This is a genomic window from Paenibacillus borealis (assembly GCF_000758665.1).
Taxonomy (GTDB): domain Bacteria; phylum Bacillota; class Bacilli; order Paenibacillales; family Paenibacillaceae; genus Paenibacillus_AQ; species Paenibacillus_AQ borealis.
The window spans coordinates 5,334,199-5,354,204 of the sequence record NZ_CP009285.1 but is presented as its reverse complement, the minus strand read 5'-3'; the positions used below and the strand labels follow the sequence as shown (position 1 = coordinate 5,354,204).

General features: G+C 52.6%; 15 protein-coding genes and 2 riboswitches. Of the genes, 12 read left to right on the top strand and 3 right to left on the bottom strand.

Annotation, left to right across the window (positions count from 1 at the left end):
- Positions 1-293 precede the first annotated feature (293 nt).
- Complete coding sequence (locus PBOR_RS22755; RefSeq protein ID WP_042215638.1) at positions 294-1,472, bottom strand: PstS family phosphate ABC transporter substrate-binding protein; 1,179 nt, start codon at positions 1,470-1,472, stop codon at positions 294-296.
- Positions 1,473-1,700: 228 nt separating this feature from the next.
- Positions 1,701-1,849: riboswitch (FMN riboswitch) on the top strand.
- Between the two features lie 128 nt (positions 1,850-1,977).
- On the opposite strand from PBOR_RS22755, the gene PBOR_RS22750 reads away from it, so the two are divergent.
- Entirely contained in the window at positions 1,978-2,940 is a 963-nt protein-coding gene (locus PBOR_RS22750) for a DMT family transporter (RefSeq protein ID WP_042215636.1), read from the top strand.
- Positions 2,941-3,102: 162 nt separating this feature from the next.
- Here the strand turns inward: PBOR_RS22750 and PBOR_RS22745 are convergent, their stop codons facing one another.
- Positions 3,103-4,278 carry a hypothetical protein gene (locus PBOR_RS22745; protein WP_042215635.1) on the bottom strand — a complete coding sequence of 392 codons (1,176 nt, stop codon included), beginning with the start codon at positions 4,276-4,278 and terminating at the stop codon, positions 3,103-3,105.
- Between the two features lie 187 nt (positions 4,279-4,465).
- On the opposite strand from PBOR_RS22745, the gene PBOR_RS22740 reads away from it, so the two are divergent.
- The 5 genes from PBOR_RS22740 (at position 4,466) to PBOR_RS22720 (ending at position 10,574) form a co-directional block, all read left to right on the top strand.
- A complete protein-coding gene (locus PBOR_RS22740) occupies positions 4,466-5,125 on the top strand; it encodes a stage V sporulation protein AA (protein WP_042215634.1) in 660 nt (219 codons plus the stop codon).
- Between the two features lie 2 nt (positions 5,126-5,127).
- A complete protein-coding gene (locus tag PBOR_RS22735) occupies positions 5,128-5,553 on the top strand; it encodes a stage V sporulation protein AB (protein ID WP_042215633.1) in 426 nt (141 codons plus the stop codon).
- A gap of 1,142 nt (positions 5,554-6,695) precedes the next feature.
- Positions 6,696-8,474, top strand: a complete 1,779-nt coding sequence (locus PBOR_RS38140; protein ID WP_425415550.1) for a spore germination protein — start codon at positions 6,696-6,698, stop codon at positions 8,472-8,474.
- 192 nt (positions 8,475-8,666) lie between these two features.
- On the top strand, positions 8,667-10,001 hold the full coding sequence (gene lysA / locus PBOR_RS22725; RefSeq protein ID WP_042215631.1) for a diaminopimelate decarboxylase: 1,335 nt from the start codon (positions 8,667-8,669) through the stop codon (positions 9,999-10,001).
- Positions 10,002-10,142: 141 nt separating this feature from the next.
- Complete coding sequence (locus PBOR_RS22720) at positions 10,143-10,574, top strand: peptidylprolyl isomerase (protein ID WP_039301672.1); 432 nt, start codon at positions 10,143-10,145, stop codon at positions 10,572-10,574.
- Positions 10,575-10,642: 68 nt separating this feature from the next.
- Here the strand turns inward: PBOR_RS22720 and PBOR_RS22715 are convergent, their stop codons facing one another.
- On the bottom strand, positions 10,643-11,404 hold the full coding sequence (locus tag PBOR_RS22715; protein WP_081972146.1) for a YwaF family protein: 762 nt from the start codon (positions 11,402-11,404) through the stop codon (positions 10,643-10,645).
- 274 nt (positions 11,405-11,678) lie between these two features.
- Here PBOR_RS22715 and PBOR_RS22710 point away from each other — a divergent pair, with 274 nt between their 5' ends.
- From PBOR_RS22710 to ribH, 6 genes are all read left to right on the top strand, one after another.
- Positions 11,679-15,185: an LPXTG cell wall anchor domain-containing protein gene (locus PBOR_RS22710; RefSeq protein ID WP_042215629.1), complete on the top strand. Its 3,507-nt coding sequence runs from the start codon at positions 11,679-11,681 to the stop codon at positions 15,183-15,185.
- A gap of 173 nt (positions 15,186-15,358) precedes the next feature.
- Positions 15,359-15,766 (top strand): large-conductance mechanosensitive channel protein MscL, encoded by a 408-nt coding sequence (gene mscL, locus PBOR_RS22705; RefSeq protein ID WP_042215626.1) that lies wholly within the window; start codon positions 15,359-15,361, stop codon positions 15,764-15,766.
- A 106-nt stretch (positions 15,767-15,872) separates the two neighbouring features.
- Positions 15,873-16,045: riboswitch (FMN riboswitch) on the top strand.
- Positions 16,046-16,268: 223 nt separating this feature from the next.
- Positions 16,269-17,369, top strand: a complete 1,101-nt coding sequence (gene ribD, locus PBOR_RS22700) for a bifunctional diaminohydroxyphosphoribosylaminopyrimidine deaminase/5-amino-6-(5-phosphoribosylamino)uracil reductase RibD (RefSeq protein WP_042215624.1) — start codon at positions 16,269-16,271, stop codon at positions 17,367-17,369.
- Between the two features lie 62 nt (positions 17,370-17,431).
- On the top strand, positions 17,432-18,100 hold the full coding sequence (gene ribE, locus PBOR_RS22695) for a riboflavin synthase (RefSeq protein ID WP_042215623.1): 669 nt from the start codon (positions 17,432-17,434) through the stop codon (positions 18,098-18,100).
- Positions 18,101-18,160: 60 nt separating this feature from the next.
- Positions 18,161-19,414, top strand: a complete 1,254-nt coding sequence (locus PBOR_RS22690; RefSeq protein WP_042215621.1) for a bifunctional 3,4-dihydroxy-2-butanone-4-phosphate synthase/GTP cyclohydrolase II — start codon at positions 18,161-18,163, stop codon at positions 19,412-19,414.
- A 42-nt stretch (positions 19,415-19,456) separates the two neighbouring features.
- Positions 19,457-19,924 (top strand): 6,7-dimethyl-8-ribityllumazine synthase, encoded by a 468-nt coding sequence (gene ribH, locus PBOR_RS22685; RefSeq protein ID WP_036727378.1) that lies wholly within the window; start codon positions 19,457-19,459, stop codon positions 19,922-19,924.
- The last annotated feature ends 82 nt before the right edge of the window (positions 19,925-20,006 follow it).

Genomic DNA, 20,006 nt, shown 5'->3' with positions numbered 1-20,006 from the left:
GCGGGCGGGAAGCGGAAATGAGGGGCAGAAGTGCCCCTGAATTCGCCGAAAGCGGGCGGGAAACGGGGATGAGGGGCAGAAGTGCCCCTGAATCCGCCGCAAGCGGGAATGAGGAGCAGAAGTGCCCCTCATTCCGCAGAATTGGCTTAACTACGTCAAAGAAAAGTATCCTATTGATCAAGAAAAAGCAGCAGCCCTTACCGGAGAGTCTGATTCCCCGGCAAGAGGGCTGCTGCTTTTTAAGTTGAGTCTCACCGCAAGCCACCGAATAAGGATCGTGCAGCCCGCAAACGTTAGTTCACCGATGTATAACCAGTCTTCTCAACCAGCTCCTGTCCTTCAGGGGACAGAATCCAGTCCAGGAACGGCTCAATATTGGGATTGGTGCTTCCTGCAGTTACCGCATAGAATTCTGCAGCGAACGGGTACGCCCCGCTGCGGATGCTATCCTTAGTGGGAGGCACGTTATCAATCTCCGGCAGCTTGATCTCGTCGCTCGCGTTCATTTCCGAAGCATAGAACAGGAAGCTGAAGCCGAGTGCATTATTGTAGTTGCGGTAGCTGGCGGTCAGGCTGATAATCCCGCTCATGACGTCTGCAACATTTTCCGTAGGGGGATTCATCAGGTTCCGGTCCTCCATGATTTTCTCAAGCATAGTCTGGCTGCCGCTGTTCTCGTCCCGCTGAAACGCACGGATTGACGCCTTCTTGCCGCCGACCTCTTTCCAGTTCGTTACTGTGCCGGAGTAGATATCCTTCACTTGTTCAGTGGTTAAGCTACTGACCGGATTGCGCTTATTAACAAAGAAGACAAAAGCTTCGCGCCCGATCGGAGTGAGCTTCAGCTCACGGCCTGCCAGCTTCGCCTGTTTGGTCTGGGCGAGTGAGGGGGCTGCGGCAAAAATAATATCGGCATCGCCTTTGATCAGCCGCTTATAGGCTTCGGAAGTGGTGGTGCATACGGCAAGATCATTACCGGTCTCATAAATACTATGGTTATAAGTATCAGGCGGATATACCGCTTGAATAAAAGCGGAATATAGCGGGTAAAGCGCAGTTGCGCCGTCCAGCCGGGGCATTTGTTCCTGTATTTGATAGGCGGGCTTATGATCCAGGCCAGCGGCAAGGGTATTTACCTCAAACGGCGCGTACTGGGACAGATTGACCTCCGGCTCCCTTACTTCGGCAAGATTGTTCACATAAGCCTGTCTGATTTCATGACCGGCTGCGCTCAGCAGGCAGATTCCGGCAAAAACCGCCAGCGCAATCAGGCGGAACCGTCTGCTGAACAGTTCAAAAATAGAGATTACGGTGAATACAGCAAGGCCGGCGGCAGCGGCAAGGACAAGCGGAGCATAGAACAGCATACCACCGGTAAAAGTAGCAATAATGTAGGCAATAAAACCTGCAAATGTAATGATGGCTAAGGCAAGGATGGAGTATAGTAGATTGGTTCCAAATGATCTTTTCAAAGCGGCCTCCGTTGAGATTACTATATTATGGATGAATAGTTCATTTGTAACCTATTCTATAACATGCCTCCGTTTCTGCCAAACTCTATAGTGTGTATAAATGCGGAATGATGTATTTTCACGAAAAAATGATCGCTCGATGAAAAAAAGTATGCTTATTTTCATAAAAAGGCTAGACGAATTCAAGAAACGGAGTTATCCTGAGATTGTGAAAATAATAACAGAATACAAGATTCTCGGGGTAAGGTGAAATTCCTGACCGGCGGTGATGTTCTGAATGAACTAAGCCCGCGACTCGTTACTCTTTCACAAGAGGAAGCGACTGATCTGGTGACAATCCAGAGCCGACGGTAAAGTCCGGATGGGAGAGGATCATAAGGTAAAGGCGGCGGGGTATTCCCTGATGTCTTTATTGATAATGGCCCCCGTTGTTTGCCCTGTTTACAGGTGACGCGGGGGCTTTTGGTCTCTTATCGAGGGTTTGTATCGACAAGGAGAATGAATGATGAGTAATGTATCTGCTTCATCTCAAGGAGTCCGTACCGCACCGCTGCGCAGCGGATTCTGGCTGGTAGTTCTGGGCGCTGCCCTATGGGGTGTTGACCCGCTGTTCCGTATTATCCTGCTGAAATCACTGACCTCTTCACAGATCGTCCTGCTGGAGCATATTGTGCTCTTCCTGGTGGCTGCACCTGTGATGTGGCGCCAACGCGCAGAATTGAAGGGCATTCGCCTGCGTCAAGCCGGAGCACTACTGGTTGTGTCATGGGGCGGATCAGCCCTGGCTACGATTCTGTTCACCAAAGCCTTGTCCAGCGGAGATTTCAATGCTGTACTGCTGCTGCAAAAGCTGCAGCCGCTGTTCGCCATTGGTCTGGCCGCTGTTATTCTTAAAGAACGCCTGCCTAAAAATTTCGCACTGCTGATCATTGTTGCACTGGCCGGCACTTATCTCCTTACCTTCGGATGGACGATTCCGTTCGGCCATGTGAACAGCTTCATGGGTGTAGGGAGTCTTATGGCGCTGGGCGCCGCCGCATTATGGGGCGGGTCGACTGTTATGGGCCGCTATCTGCTGGGCTCGATGAAATATGAAACTGTAACTTCACTGCGCTTTATTCTGGCATTGCCGCTTTTATTCGTGATCACCAGCATGGAGGGAGCTCCGTGGCAGATTAGCGGAGGTATCAGCGGTTCGGCTGCTGTTGCCATTAATCTGCTGCTGCAGGCTTTGCTGCCCGGTTTGCTCAGTATGCTGCTCTATTACAAAGGTCTGAACACAACCAAGGCTTCTGTAGCCACTCTGGCTGAACTCAGCTTCCCGATGACAGGAATTCTGATCAACTGGATTGTATATCAACAGCTTGTGACTCTGCCGCAAATTATCGGCTTTGCACTGATCTGGACGGCGCTGTTCTTTATTTCGAGCCAGCAGAGCCGTCAGGTTGAGCTTATCAAACAGAATTAATAACCGGATAGCGCAGCCTGAGGGAACTACCCCAGGGCTGCGCCTTAATAAAGAGGATGTTCCCGCCAGCCGCACAACGGCCGGGAACATCCTCTTTTTGTATGCAGAGAAAGGCTGCCCACTACAGAGAGACGGCAACCTTATTTACTTATCCTGGAGCGGTTATTTCTGCAGGTACGGCGTGAATGCGATGCTGCTATAGCCGAGCTGCTTGAGCTGTGCCTGTGAGATGTACAGCCTGCTTCCGGAATTGAAGCTGTTCGCAGGTGTTAGATTTACACTCTTGCTGCCGCTTGAGATCTCGTAGCTGTAACCGGCTGACCTATCTACGGCGCTGCTCCGCTCCGGCACTTCAATGCTCCAGCCGAGCGCGGCTGCCAGCGGCTTCACCGGAATCCAGTCTTGCCCCATATTGGAGAATACGGTAGATACATCGACGCTCTGTCCATCCAGATTGACGCTGTATTCGTACGTTAAGGCTACAGGGATTTCCACGACAGGCAGGTCTTTCAGCACAGTATCCTGCGGCAGCACTGCTTCCGGTCTGGATGAAGGGGAAGCGGGAAACAGCGTTTCCAGTTCGCTATAGTCAGTGATCAGCCGTGAAGTCCCGCTCTTCAGGTCATAGACCCAGGGCAGACGCTGCGGCTCGTTTTTTACATAATAGATAATTCCCTTGTTAAAATTCCAGTTGTACATGGTACCTTTCAACAGTTCCTGCCGTTCCCCGGTTGACGGATTGTAGGTACTGATCACGTTCTGCCTGGCGGTCTCATTGTAGCCGCTCTCAAGCAGCGTATGCTGATTCAGCCATAAGGCTCTGTAGTATCTTTGTGAGGAATAATATACGGAGACGGCACCTGTCTTCATGTTTTTGAGATAATGGTCATTGAATTTGCCAATATATCCGCTGCCCAGCGGAGAAGTAGGCATTAACAGATATCGTGAGCGCTCCAGATACCCCCATTTGCCGTCCGGGGACAAGGCATAAATAGTTTTGCGCAGGATGGATTGGCTTTGGGGATCGTACACGTAGCTTTGCTCAGGGTCATCATTTCCTGTTAACTGCAGGGAGCCGCTGTCATTCTTCCGGAAGTACTGGAAGGGCTCCTGCCATTTGGCGTATGATCCGTCTTGTTGTCTGGCAACGACCGCATCAACAAACTGGTTCCCGTCCACTTGGCCCACCGAGTAGAGCTGGATGCCGCTGGTCTTGTTGATATACGAATCGTAATAATATATTTCTTCTGCGGCATGCGCTGTAAGCGGCGCAGCCAATGCCAGAATCATAGATGCACTAATAGCCATACGTAACGATTGACGCAGCACTCTCTTCATTGTATCTCCATCCTCTCTATGTAAATAACTGTTAATATAGACGGCCGCAGCAGGGAAAGGTTTCGGATACCGGGCTCAATAAATATGAATTCCAGGGTTAAAGAGTAAAAATAAACCTTTTCTCCCATACTACCGTTATTCTTGCATCTTCAGCTGCTTCATACCACAAACTTAGGAGGTACCGCAGATGGACAATAATCACCCGGCTCCGGCCATTTATATTCAGCTCAAAAACCGGGTAACGGTACCCAAAGGCAAAGGTGTGCTGCTGCGCGATGTGGCCTTTCTGATCACCGAGCCGGAGTGGCGGGAGCCGCTGTATTCGCTGCTGCTGGTGCAGCCGAAGCAAAGTGACGGCAATCTGATTCTGATTGATCTGCTGACGGTGATTCCCCGGATTCACACACTGCTGCCGCATGCGGATATCCAGCCGATTGGCGAAGGCCGGACGATTGTGCAGATCGAAGGCCCGGCGACGGCCAATAAACCCTCCATTGCTTTGTTTGTGCTGGTGTGGCTGCTGCTGTTCTTCGGCTCGGCGCTCACGATCATGAATTTCCATGCTGATGTCAGCATGCAGGAGGTGCAGATCCGGATTGTGGAGATGCTGACCGGCCATAGGGATGAACATCCATATGTATTTCAGATCGCCTATTCGCTGGGCATCGGGCTGGGAATGGTAATTTTTTTCAACCATTTGTTCAAAAAGAAATGGAACGAGGAGCCGACACCCCTCGAAGTGGAGATGTTCCTGTATCAGAAAAATATCGACCACTATGTCGTCAACGAGGAGTACAGCAAAATGAAGCGACGCGGAGATGATGTATCCAGGCGCGGGGAGGAGTGAGCATGACTGCACAAATATCGCTTGGACTTAACCTGCTGCTCGGCATTGCCGGAGGGATCGCTGTCGGCGGCGGGGTAATCGCTCTTTTTATCGTGCTTGATATGGTGCCCAGGCTGGCGCAGCTGACCTCCTCCTACGATAAAGTGCACTGGTATGAAGGAGCGATGGTCGGCGGTTCACTGCTAGGCACAATGAGTGATTTCTGGAACTGGAAAATAGCAGCGGGACCGCTCATAGAGCTGGGAGTCGGTCTGTTAGACGGTGTATTCATCGGTATGCTTGCCGCTGCGTTAACGGAGGTGCTAAACGTCCTGCCGATTCTGGCTAAAAGGCTGCATATGACACATCTGTTGTTCGGGCTGCTGATGGCTATGGTATGCGGCAAAGTGGCAGGTTCATTGTTCGACTGGTTTGTATACCGACAGTAAAAGGAGGCTACGGGGTGGTTAGGTATATTCACAGCGGTGATCAGGTGGAAGACAATAAAAAGCAAGACAAGCCGGCACAGCAAAAGCCGCCGCAGCATGAAGGTCAGGCTGCACAGCAAAATATTGTAGATGAAAGCCAGCCGCAGCAGCATGAAGAAAAAGCTGCACAGCAGGGTGGTGCAGACAGTGGCCAGCCGGAGCAGGATGGACAAGCTGCACAGCAGGATGGTGTGGTTGGAAGCTATACGCAGGATGCGGAGGTTTCGGCTGAACTTGGAGCAGTTAACCGGCCGATAGAGGGCGGTGCCGAAAGCCGCTCCGGCATGGATGCCGGTCCGGGTGCTGAAGGCAGGACCTCTGAAGCAGAGTCTGACGGCAGTACGGCAGCGGAAGGTCGTGATGCTCGGGGCGCAGCGGACCGTGCGGCTACAGGCAGTACAGCGCCGGACAGCCATGATGCTGGGGGAGCGGCGAATGCCAAGGCGACCGGCAGCACATCAGCGGACAGCCGTGAAACAGGAGGCGCAGCGGATAACGATTCTTCCGGAAGCACAGCGGAGGACAGCAACGCCGCCGGAGACGATCAGGATAGCCAGGAGTCCGGCGGCGGGGTCAAGGGATTCCTGACCAGTTTGTTCGGCGATGATGCAGGGCCGGAACAAGGAGCCGGAGCGGGGACAGGCTCCGGTGGCGGACAGAATCAGGATACTGAAGCTGCGGACGAGCTTGGCCAGCCGGACCGGTCCCAGGGAGATGCCGCCTCAGCTGCTCAAGGAGGCAAAGATACCGGGGAACCGGAACCCGGTGCGGATATCGGAGTGGATTCCGGGGCAACCGGTTACGGTGACCACGATCTGCAGGCTTCTGATGGAGCCGGTACACCGGATCAGGAGGGGCCGGCGAAGGCCCGTCAGGATCATTCGGATACGGGGGCTGACACTGCTCCGGGAACTAGAGCGGACGATGAGGACAAGCAGGAAGCTACGGCATCGGCTGCTGACGATGGCCGGGGCACAGCTTCAGGTTCAGGTGATGACCAACCGGCAGCACCAGCCCCAGGGAGCCAGTCACAGGATACGGAGACCTCGGATGAACTGGGTGCAGAGACGCAGGAGAAGAGCCATAAAGGTTTTTTTGCCAGATTGTTCGGGGATGATGAAGAACCTGAGGATGGGGAAGAGGACTCTACTGGAGCGGCAGGGGGGCAAGGGGCTTCGTCCAGGCAGGCGCAGAGCGATGGGACAGGTGATACTGAACAAGAGGAAGCACCTCAGAAGGCTAAGGATAAGAATAAGGATAAGGAGAAATCCAACAGCAAATCTAAGAAGGCCAAGTCCAGTCAAGGGGCGGACTCCGCCGGCAAGCCCAAGGATCTGCTCCAGCAGAAACGCGACAATGAACGTTCCGACTCTCTGGAGCAGTCTATCCTGTACTGGCAGGGCAATGATAAGGTATCGGCTGACCTGGAGGATACCAAAAAAACGCTGACCGAAGTCATGGGCCTGGGCTCATCCTTTGATATCGTTTTTAGGGAAATGTCCTTTGGAGGCCGGCGCGTTGCACTGCTCTGCATCAGCGGGTTCGCCAAGGATACGATCATCGACGAGATTCTGAAGCGTCTGACCTATCTGACCCCGGATAATATATCCACCGATGTGTTCGCCAGCTTCATGAGCGAATATATTCCCCATGTCCAGGTAGAGAAAGGCGAGCTGCTCAGCGAGAGCATCAATAAAGTCCTGTCGGGTATGAGCGTGTTCTTCATCGAGGGTGAATCCCAGGTTATTATCATGGATACCCGTTCGTATCCTTCACGCAGCCCGGATGAGCCTTCGATTGAACGGGTCGTCCGCGGAGCGCGCGACGGCTTCACGGAGACGCTGCTGAGTAACGTGGCTCTGGTCAGACGGCGGATCCGCGACCCGGGGCTGAAATACGAGATGCATCAGATCGGACGCCGCACCCGGACGGATGTCTGCTTAGCCTATATTGACGATATCGTCGACAAGACTCAGGTGCAGGCTGTTACCGATAAGCTGAAAAGCGTCGATATCGACGGGATTCCCCTGGCTGACAAACAGCTCGAGGAGGCCATTGTCGGCGGCGGCTGGAACCCCTATCCGCTGGTCCGGTACTCGGAACGGCCGGATATTGTGGCCTCGCATCTGCTGGAGGGCAGAGTGGTGGTTTTTGTGGATACTTCACCAAGTGTCATGGTTCTGCCGACGACCTTCTTTGATCTCTGCCAGCATGCGGAAGAAAACCGCCAGACGCCTTTTATGGGGAGCTATCTGCGCTGGGTGCGCTTCATCGGTATCTTTGCCTCGATGTTCCTGCTGCCGCTGTGGATGCTGCTGGTCCTCCATCCGGAGCTGAAGCCGGCGATGCTGGAATTTATCGGTCCGCAAAAGACGGCAAAAATCCCGCTTATCGCCCAATTTTTAATCGTTGAATTAGGGGTTGATCTCCTGCGGATGGCCGCTGTCCATACACCTACACCGCTCGGCTCGGCGATGGGTCTGATTGCTGCCATTCTCGTAGGCGACATCGCTGTGCAGACCGGTCTTTTTGTCAACGAGGTGGTGCTCTATATGGCGGTAGCTTCAATCGGGATGTTCGCAACGCCGAGCTATGAGCTGGGGCTGGCCAACCGGATTGTCAGGCTTGGGCTGTTGCTCGCCGTGGCTGCCTTCCAGGTTCCCGGCTTCATGATAGGGACGACGCTGCTTGTGGTGCTGCTGACCACTCACCGTTCCTACAATTCTTCTTACATGTGGCCGTTTATACCATTTAATGCAAAAGCGATGGGTGAGATCATCCTGCGCCAGCCGGTGCTCAGCTCCAAAACAAGGCCTTCCTTCAACAAAACCAGAGATAATACGCGGATGCCGCCTGTCCAGGAGGAAGAAAACAAGTCGTAGGAAAATACAAATCAACTGCAAATTAGTCCATTCTATGGAGTTCCCTCTGTCTGCTATACTGAATACACTAAACAGCCCCGCAAGAAAGTGGAATTCCTCTCCTGAGGCCACTTTTAGGGAACGCCGCGGGGTTCTGTAACATATACTAGACAGGGTGGAACAGATATTCCACAGAAATTGGAGGACTGCGCAATGTTTTTACACGGGACGAGCCGAATTAACGATGCAGGGCATTTGGAAATCGGCGGATGTGATGTGACGGAATTGAAAGCGGAGTATGGTACCCCGCTATATATAGTGGACGAGCAATTGGTCCGGCGCCGCTGCCGCGAGTACATGGACGCTTTTACAGCTTCCGGGCTCGGGTTTCAGGTTGCCTACGCCAGCAAAGCGTTCTCAACTATGGCGATGTGCAGGTTGGCGGATGAGGAAGGACTGTCGCTTGACGTCGTTTCCGACGGAGAGCTGTACACTGCACTGCAAGCCGGTTTCCCGGCAGCACGGATTCATTTCCACGGCAACAACAAGACACCGGATGAGATTGAAATGGCGATCGATGCAGGCATCGGCTGCTTTGTAGTCGACAATCTGGTTGAACTTGGTCTGCTGCAGGCAATTGCTGCCCGCAAGGAAGTTACGGTTAACATTCTCCTGCGCGTCACTCCGGGCGTTGAAGCACATGCTCATCATGCTTATGCATCCACCGGACAGACGGATTCGAAATTCGGTTTCGATGTGGGGAACGGATCGGCAGAGGAAGCGGTTCGGCAGGCTGACAGCAAAGCCAATCTGACCCTGCTTGGCATTCATTCGCATATCGGCTCGCAGATTTTTGAGACCGAAGGCTTCCAGCTGGCCATTGTACGCATTGCCGAATTCACCCGCAAGGTGAAGGAGGAACTGGGCATCAGCTTCCCGGTCGTTAACCTGGGCGGAGGATTCGGAATCCGTTATGTGGAGGGTGACACGCCGCTGCAGGTTTCGGAATACGTCGCTGCCATTACTGATGCAGTGAAGACGAATTTCGCCGGCATCGGCGAGAGCCTGCCGCAGATCTGGGTGGAGCCGGGCCGCAGCATCGTAGGCGATGCCGGAACGACACTGTATACTGTAGGAACAAGCAAGGAAATTCCGGGTGTGCGCAAATATGTGGCCGTTGACGGCGGAATGACGGATAACCCGCGTCCAGCGTTATACGAATCCAAATACGAAGCATTGCTCGCAAGCCGTGCGACTGAGCCGAACGTGGAGACTGTATCTATCGCCGGTAAATGCTGCGAGAGCGGGGATATGCTGATCTGGGATGTGGAGCTGCCCAAGACAGAGAGCGGAGACCTGCTGGCTGTTGCCTGCACAGGCGCTTACAATTACTCCATGGCCAGCAACTATAACCGTATCCGCCGTCCGGCGGTAGTCTTCGTACAGAACGGCCAGAGCGATCTGGTGGTGCGCCGTGAGAGTCATCAGGATATCGTGGCCAATGATATTGTGCCGGCACGTATTGCCAAACAGACCGTTACGAAATAAACCTTAACCGCTGCGCAGGCAGCAGGGGCAGTCAAACAGGGCAGGCGGGAATCGTTCCCGCCTGCTTTGCTTTGTGCCCCGTTTCATAGTAAACTAATAAAAGTGTTCTATATTTGTCATTTCGAAAGGGGTCATTTACATATGGCTAAGCAAGCGAAAATTACACTCGAAAACGGCGGTGTCGTGCTGATCGACTTGTTCGAACAGGATGCGCCTAATACTGTAGCAAACTTTGAGAAACTGGCTAAAGACGGATTCTACAACGGACTGTTGTTCCACCGTGTCATTCCAGGCTTCGTAGCTCAAGGCGGCTGTCCTAACGGAACAGGCTCCGGCGGCCCGGGTTACACCATCAACTGCGAAATCAACCCGAACAAGCATGAGCGCGGCTCCCTGGCTATGGCGCATGCCGGCAAGAACACAGGCGGAAGCCAGTTCTACATCGCCTACGCTCCACAGCCACACCTTGACGGAGTACACACTGTATTCGGTAAAGTGGTTGAAGGTATGGACCAAGTGGATGCCTTCAAAGGCCGCGACAAAATGGCTACTGTTGAAGTAGTAGAAGTATAAAACAAGCAGTACCAGAAGCACCCGGCTGGGTTATCCAGCCGGGTGCTTTTTATTGCACATATATGCATTTACCTCATTCTGATCCGGCCTCTGCGGCTGTGACGGGAGCCATACAGCTCCGGCAGCTTGAAGAAGATCAGGAACATCAGCAGGAAGATGACAAAGGCAAAGGCCTCTTCGACGAGCAGGTAATACGGATAAGGGCCGAAATAATCAAGTACAGAGAACGTGCTGGGCTTATGGGCCAGAAACATATAGTTGGAATCCAGCAGCCTGTCGGCGGCATAGACACATGCGGCGACAATATTCAGACAGAGCATCGTGAAGAACAGCGAGCGCCAGGTAGGCCTATAGCCTTCTATCCAGGTCATGTACAAGGATGCGAGAATAATCGACCCGTGGGCGATGAAGAACAGCAGGAAGCGGAAATGCGGAAACGGGTAGACAAGGTTAGGCGTAAGCAGGGCGATGAATGCACCGCCGATCCCGGCGAAGTAGAGAAAAGAATACAGCAGCCTGCTGCGTGTAAGCAGCATAATGACAGACAAGAGCAGGGTGATTCCGCATAGTTCAAGCGGCAGGGAGGAACTGCGGCTCCAGATATCCTGGGAGACATACCAGACATGCAGCCCGCCCTCGCAGGCGATCAGCAGCAACGCCAGCAGCAGGCGGATACTGAGCTTCAGACCGGAATGCGTCCGCAGGACGAAACGTGATACATAGAGCAACAGACAGCATAGGACAACGATAGACAGGGCAATGAGATGCGGGGTGGAGAACATTAAGAAATCTTGATCACGATAGCGGTCCCAAAAAAGATTATGGTTCACTGTGCTCTCTCCTTGAATCCAAGAATAATAAAAGAAAATAAAAATTCATAATTTGAATATATCTGATTCTAAAGATCTACTCTTAGGTGATATAAGTATATATCGTTCGGGCTGGACAGAAAAGGCAGGACTATCAGTTTATTTACATAAGATGGACGCATATGCCCGTATACATAACGACCCATCAGGCGGAGTGTTTTTACCGGTGCGTTCAGCAGCCATCTTTTCTGCATGCTTGTTTCATATCAAACTAAAGAACGGGGGCTTCTGGGAAATGGTGAAAAAAAGAACAAGTCTGGCCATTGTAATAATCATGCTGTTTGTGCAGTATGCCTACGGACTGGGGTTCACCCAGCAGGTTAAAGCGGCGGCGATCGAGCAGGACAGAGATATTATTACCAGTGTATCCATGGCCGTGTATGGGCCGGATGGACAGACCGTAACCGGAAGTGTATATGATGTGGATTCTACTGTTACGCTGGATTATACCTGGTCGCTTCCCAACGGGCACGGGTATACTCAGGGAGACAGCTTCACCTTCCAGCTTCCTGAACAATTCGAGCTGTTCAATGATATCCAGGGCGGACTCGTGTCCGACGATGGAGATGTCGGGACGTTCACAGTAAGCCAGTCGACACATCAGGTCGTCATGACCTTCAACGATTACATCCAGAGTCATGACAACGTACAAGGAACCCTGCGGATTAATACCAAATTCGATAAACAGGTGATAAGCGGCAGTACGGTTCAGCAAATTCTATTTCCGGTAAACGGCGGAATACAGACCATTAGCGTGGCATTTAAGCCATCCGTGGGTTCGACGATTGAGAAGAAGGGTGTCTCCAGCGGCTTCAATGCAGATCAGATCTTCTGGACTGTGGATGTTAACAAGAAGCTGGAGCCGGTCAGCAATGCGGTTGTCACAGACCCTGTTCCTGCCGGATTAACGCTGGACAGCACGGTAACCCTTGCAGTGTACCAGCTGAATGTTCTGCTTGACGGTACAGTGACTCAAGGCCTGCTTGTAGACAGCAGTAAATATACCGTTGACGTTTCCGGCGGTACAATTGTTCTCCGCTTCACGGACCCTGTAATCACAGGTGCTTACCGTATTGCCTATACGACACAGGTGGTCAGCGATAGCCTGACCAGCTTCACGAATACCGCTACCTTCACCGGTGACGGACGTGATCCGGTAAGCGGCTCGGCTACTGTCGATATCGAACGCGGGGGAAGCATCAAGAAGAAGGCAGCCAGCTATGAGTGGGGTAAGCAGACCATCACCTGGGCTATTGAGTACAACTACAATAAACGCACAATCTCTGCGGAGAATGCGGTGCTGACAGATGTATTCAATCAATCCCAGCAGCTGGTCGCGGATTCGCTGCGGATTTATCCGGTGACGCTGGATTCTGCAGGAGGAGCTACGAAAGGCACGGCTCTAACCGCAGGTGTAGACTACACCATAACGCCTGTTGTTGATGGAACAAACACCGGTTTCAAACTGCAGTTTGCGGGAACTGTGACCTCTGCATATCTGATCGAATATAAAACCAAAGCCGTGGACCGCGTATTCAGCGACACCACCATTACCAACACGGTCTCTGACAGCACATACAGCGATAAGGCTACACAGCTTATCCGTCCGGCCATTATTTATAAGAATCTGTCAGGAGTCAATTACGCCACCCATGTAACGGACTGGAAAATTACGCTGAACGGCGATAATTATCCGATGAGCCAGGTAGTGGTTACGGATAGTTTCCCGTACGGCGGACAGAAATATATTCCGGGTTCACTGGTCGTACGCAATGAAGCAGGTACTGTGCTTAATGCTTCAGCATATACCCTAATTGCCAGTTCACCGGTGCAGCCTAACGAAGGCTTCAAGGTGAAATTCAATTCACCGGTCAGCGGCACATACACAATTAGTTATCAGACTGAATTCAGCAATGACTGGCTTACAGGCACTACAGATAATTTCATTAACGTAGCGCGGATCGACTGGAAGGACAGCGCGGATAACGCCCAATGGACAGAAGCCAGAGGGCAGTTCATTCCGGGTCCTGAGGTGAAGAACAACGGTTTCAAATCCGGGGTATATGATGCCTCTGCCAAAGAGATCACCTGGACAGTGGGTGTAAATTACAACAGCAAGGCTATTGCCGATCCCCGGATAAAAGACATACTGAACGCCGGCCAGTCACTGGTGCCGGGTTCACTAAAAGTCTATCGGATGAACATTGCTCCCGGAGGGGCTCACAGCTTCGGTACCGAACTTGCGGGCAGCGCCTATAGCTACACTGTCGGAAGCGGGAACGAGCTTCAGGTGGATTTTGACAATGCAATTAATTCGCCTTACTATGTTGTGTTCAAAACAAGCCTGGCGGGACAGCTGATTGGTACCACCGTTGCAAACACGGCCAATCTGCTGGATGGCGTGAAGAAGGTCTCCAAAGATCTGAAGGCTTCAGTGAATATTCCGCATGGCGATGAGTACGTGTTCAAGGATGGCGTTCAGAATGGAGATAAGCTGCAGTGGACTATCGCGATTAACCGGACGCAGTCCCATGTGAAGGATGCCGTTATCACCGATGTGCCGAGTACCAATCAGATTCTGCTGCCCGACACGTTCCATCTGTACCGGACGGTTACGGCCGTGAATGGCGATGTTACGAAGAGCGGGCCTGAGCTCTTAAAGGATACGGATTATACCTTGAATATCAGTGCCGATGCCGAGGGTAAGCAGACCTTCGTGCTTAGCTTCCTTCAGGATATCCATTCCGCTTATGTGCTTGAATACCAGTCACTGATCGTAGCGAATACGGGGGATAAACTGGTCAATAGCGTTAACTTCAGCGGTAATAATGTCGTACTGGTCAATAAGGATACCAGCAAAGAGATCATAGTGGGCGTATCCAGCGGCTCGGGAACGGGCAGCGGGGTCAGAGGCACGCTGAATGTCCACAAAGTTGATGCCGGCGACGGCACGAAAGCACTTGCCGGAGCAACCTTTGAGCTGTACCGCCTGAACGGCAGCGATCGTGTACTGGTGAATACCCGGACTACTGATGCAGCGGGCAATGCAGTATTTAACAACATCTGGCTGGGCAGCTATGTCCTAATCGAAACTGCAGCACCTGCCGGTTATGTTGTGGATGCAAGTGAGCATCCGGTCACCATCGGTTCATCAGCAGCGGTGAATCTGACGGTAGCAAATACTCCTGCGGAGCAGCCGACAGCAACACCGACACCATCGCCTATACCGACGGCCACCATTGCTCCAACAGAAGCGCCTACAGCCACTCCGGTTCCAACGGAGCAGCCTGTAGAGACAGCTGGACCAACGGCTGTTCCAACGGCAACGAATGGACCTGAGGCAACTCCTAATCCTACGGCAGGACCAGTCACACCTGATATTACACCGGTACCAACACCGGCGGGCACGGTTGTTCCGGGGATCATTATCGATGATCTGGAAATCCCGGCAGGTCCCGGCGTACCTGCTACAGTGCAGCCTTCAGCACCGGTAGCAGCGGTTACACCTGCACCAGTCACGCCGGAGCCGGAAGTGCCGGTTGATGAGGACATTCCGCTCGGCGGTGTTGATATTGAAGATGAAGACATCCCCCAAGGGACGGTCACGGAACAAGACTCCGGCGGGACCCTGCCGCAGACTGGCGAGAACAGCCCGCTGCCGGTTTATATGGCAGGACTCGGGTTAATCCTAATCGGGTTCGTGATACACCGGGTGTACAGACGGAACCGGAATCAGGAATAACCGGTAATTAATCAGGGCAGCGTGATTATAGGATCAGCCGTCACTAAGAGCAGGCAGCAGATAATAGCTGCCTGCTCTTTTTTGCTGTGATTAATAAAGGCTTGGAATAGATTGGTCATCTGCGGCGGAAATGCTATAATTACTAAAATTCAAAGTTTCGGAGGGATACATCAATGTCCACGTGGAAGGAATTTAAAAGCTTCGCAATGAAGGGGAATGTGCTTGATCTGGCGGTGGCGGTGGTAATCGGGGCGGCTTTCGGCAAAATTGTTACATCACTCGTTAATGACATTATCATGCCGCTTATCGGACTAATCAGCGGAGGCATCGATCTTAAGGAACTGCACGTAGGCAGCGGAGAAGCCGCAGTGAATTATGGTCTGTTCCTGCAGTCGGTTGTGGACTTCTTCATTATCTCCTTCTCGATCTTCATGGTGGTTAAGCTGACCAGCAGATTCAGACGCAAGGAAACCGTTAAAGTTGAGGTAGTCGAACCACCAGCTCCGGCACCTGAGGTTGCGCTGCTGATCGAAATTCGTGATTTGCTGAGAGCGGACAAGCAGCGTGAGTCAGAGAATTAAGGGAACTAAGTTACATAAATAAAGTAAATTTCCGAAACACACTTGCATTTCCCGCACGTAAGTGATAATTTTGTTGTAGGCAAAACTTGTTATTCAACTGAATATATCAATCCTTCAGGGCAGGGTGTAATTCCCTACCGGCGGTGATGCTGTTAGAATGGCTGTTTCTGGCCAGTTCTGCTGCTCAGTCCGCTACCCGATCCGTATGCTGGTGATACGGACGGTGGACCTGGTGCAATTCCGGGACCGACAGTATAGTCTGGATGGAAGAAGGAGAGATTGACGTGCTGTGCTTGTACAGGCGGCCGTGCTGCAGTGTTTTCGAATATTACGTGCGAATTTTCACAATGCCATAAGTCCGGCGTTTATTTACGCACCTATTTTTTGAGCAGCTGTTACCTCTCGTATATCCCGTCTTGAACTCCTCCTGGAGATTGAGACGGGTTTTTCTGTTTAAACTGTACACATTATGAATATAGCCGGCTGATTGGAGGGAAGTCACATGGATAAGATGAATGATGAGTTTTATATGTCCCTTGCGCTGGACATGGCGGAGAGGGCTCAAGGTCAGACCGGGATTAATCCTGTGGTCGGATGTGTCGTTGTGAAGGATGGCGCGATGATCGGGATTGGCACCCATCTGCAGCGCGGTACCGGGCATGCCGAGGTCCATGCGCTCAACATGGCTGCAGGCAAGGCGCAGGGAAGCACTGCATACGTGACGCTCGAACCCTGCAGCCATTATGGTATCACGCCTCCCTGCAGCCAGAGACTGATCGATGAAGGGGTGGCAAGGGTTGTCGTTGCCTGTGAAGATCCTAATCCGCAGGTTGCAGGCCGCGGTGTTGAGATGCTGCGTGAGCAGGGCATTGAGGTGGAGGTAGGCCTGCTTCGGAGCCGCGCACTCAGGCTGAATGAGAAGTTCATCAAATACATTCTGACGAAGCAGCCGTTCGTTACGCTGAAGAGCGCAAGCACCTTGGACGGCAAAATCGCCACCCGTACAGGGGACAGCAAATGGATATCGAATGCGGAATCCCGGGAGCTTGTACATACCCTGCGCCATCGCCATCAGGGAATAATGGTCGGGGTGAATACGGTGATTGCCGATAATCCTTCACTGACGACCAGACTAAATGTGCCCGGGTTGAATCCAATCCGGATTATCATCGACTCTACACTGAGGCTGCCTCTGGAGAGCGCCGTAGTCACGGACGGGCTGGCTCCCACAGTAGTCGTTACTACAGAAGCGGCCGATCCGGCCCGCAAGGCAGCATTGCTCGCTGCAGGTGTTCAGGTTGTTGCCGCAGGCAGCGGACCGCGTGTCGATCTGCAGGCTGCCATGGCTGCATTAGGCGGGATGGAGATCGGTTCGATTCTGCTCGAAGGCGGCGGCACGCTGAACGGGGCCATGCTGGAGTTGGGACTGGTTGACCGTGTAGTCCTCTTCTTCGCTCCGAAGATTGTCGGGGGCGGCGCAGCAGCAGCAGGAACCTTCGACTTCCCGGGCGTGGAGCTGATGCGGGATGCGGTAACGCTGGAAGGATTGGAAGTGGAAGTGCTCGGGGATAATGTCTGTATCAGCGGCACCCCGGCGCGCTAACAGAAGCGTATTTAGGGACAGTGTTTTATTTATGAAAACTGTAATTTTGAAGGAGGGATATAATGTTCACCGGCTTGATTGAAGAGGTGGGTATCCTCCGCAGCGTCACCAGCGGGGGTGAGATGATGGTGCTGAATATCGGCGCCTCCCTCATTATGGGTGATCTGAAGATTGGCGACAGTGTCTCCGTCAATGGGGTCTGTCTTACAGCCACGTCCATAGGCGATCATTCTTTCACGGTCGATGTGATGCCTCAGACGTACCGCAACAGCAATCTCAAAAGCTTGCGGACCGGGGGCAAAATGAACCTGGAGCGCGCGATGGCAGCCGGCGGACGTTTCGGCGGACATATTGTCCAGGGTCATGTGGATGGAACGGGCGAGATCCGCAGCGTGAAGCGCGATCAGAACGCGGTCGTGTTCGAAATTGCGCCGGACCGCAAATCGCTGTTTAAGTATATCATTCCCAAAGGCTCCATTACGATTGACGGCATCAGTCTCACCGTAGTGAATACGGAGTCGTCCACGTTCACTGTCTCCATCATTCCCCATACCCTTGGAGAAACGGTGCTGGCCCACAAACGGCCGGGTGACAGTATCAATATCGAATGTGATGTGCTAGGCAAGTATGTGGATCATCTGCTGCATTATGGTTCACGTTCCGGCGATGAAGAAGATAAGAAGAGCTCGAAGATCAGCCACGATTTTCTGGCGGCTAACGGGTTTGTATAATTAAAGATTAGGCATACGGCAGCCGGCAAGGCAGCGTACAGCCATCAGGAGGACAGTAACATGAGCCAGCAAGACAAGAAGGACAGCGTCCTGGACCCGATTGAGGATGCAATTTATGATTTGATGCGCGGGAAGGTCATTATCGTTGTGGATGATGAGGACCGCGAGAATGAAGGGGACTTCATCGCGCTTGCCGAACGGGCAACCCCTGAAGTTATCAACTTCATGATCACCGAAGGACGTGGCCTGGTCTGCGTCCCAATTACCGCGGAACGTGCAGAGGAACTGGATCTGCAGCCGATGGTGGCCCAGAATACCGATAACCACGGCACCGCTTTTACCGTATCGATTGACCACAAGGATACCACTACCGGTATTTCCGCCGGGGAAAGATCCATGACCATCAAGGCGATGCTGGATCCGAATGCGAAGCCTTCCGACTTCCGCAGACCGGGCCACATGTTCCCGCTGATCGCGAAGAAGGGCGGAGTATTACGGCGTTCAGGCCACACGGAAGCCGCTGTCGATCTGGCCCGCATGTGCGGTGCCTATCCGGCGAGCGTTATTTGTGAAGTGGTCAAGGTTGACGGCACGATGGCCCGCCTGCCTGATCTGATCGAGATCGCCAAGAAGCATGACCTCAAGCTGATTAGCATCAAGGACCTCATTCACTATCGTAATGAGAAGGAGCATCTGGTTACCCGCGAGGTAGCGGTGAATCTGCCGACCGATTTCGGTGATTTCCAGACGATTGCCTATACAAACGAAGTGGATGACAAAGAGCATGTAGCTCTGGTAAAAGGGGATATCTCTGGTGATGAGCCGGTGCTGGTGCGTGTGCATTCCGAGTGCCTGACCGGCGATGTATTCCATTCCCACCGCTGCGACTGCGGCCCGCAGTTTGAAGCGGCGCTGCGCCAGATTGAAGAAGCAGGCAGAGGGGTGCTGCTCTATATGCGCCAGGAAGGCCGGGGCATTGGCCTGATCAACAAGCTGCGTGCTTACAAGCTGCAGGAAGAAGGACTGGATACGGTAGATGCCAACCTGAAGCTGGGCTTCGCGGCGGATCTGCGTGATTACGGCATCGGTGCACAGATTCTCAAGGATCTGGGCGTCCGCCAGATCAGACTGCTGACCAACAATCCGCGCAAGATCAAAGGGCTGGAAGGCTACGGCCTTGAAGTGGTGGAGCGCGTGGCGATCCAGATGCCGGAGAACAAGGACAACACCAAGTATCTTCATACGAAGCAGGCCAAGCTTGGCCATCTGCTGACTTTTGACAAGATCGAACAGAACGAGGATTCCAAAATTTAATCATAGAATCACTAAATTATACATGAAGGGTTGATGAGCACAATGCCGAATTATTTTGAAGGACATTTAGTATCCGAGGGTTTGAAATATGGGGTTGTCGTAGGACGTTTCAACGAATTCATTACAAGCAAGCTGCTCTCCGGAGCGCTCGACGCATTCAAACGCCATGGTGTAGCTGACGATGAAGTGGATGTTGCCTGGGTACCGGGGGTATTCGAAATTCCTCTAATCGCGCAAAAAATGGCCGAAAGCGGCAAGTATGATGCGGTGATCACGCTGGGTACTGTGATCCGCGGATCTACAACACACTATGATTATGTGTGCAATGAAGTTGCCAAAGGAGTTGCGGCAATTAATCTCAAGACAGGCGTTCCGACGATCTTCGGTGTTGTGACGACCGAGAATATCGAACAGGCCATTGAGCGCTCCGGAACCAAAGCGGGCAATAAGGGCTGGGATGCGGCAACTGCTGCGATCGAAATGGCTAATCTTAACAAGCTTTTTAAATAACACCCCTCTTGACGAATCAGTTCAAATCGTGCTTATTTATAAGTATGAGAAGAAAGCATGATCATAGATCTTTCTACTTGTG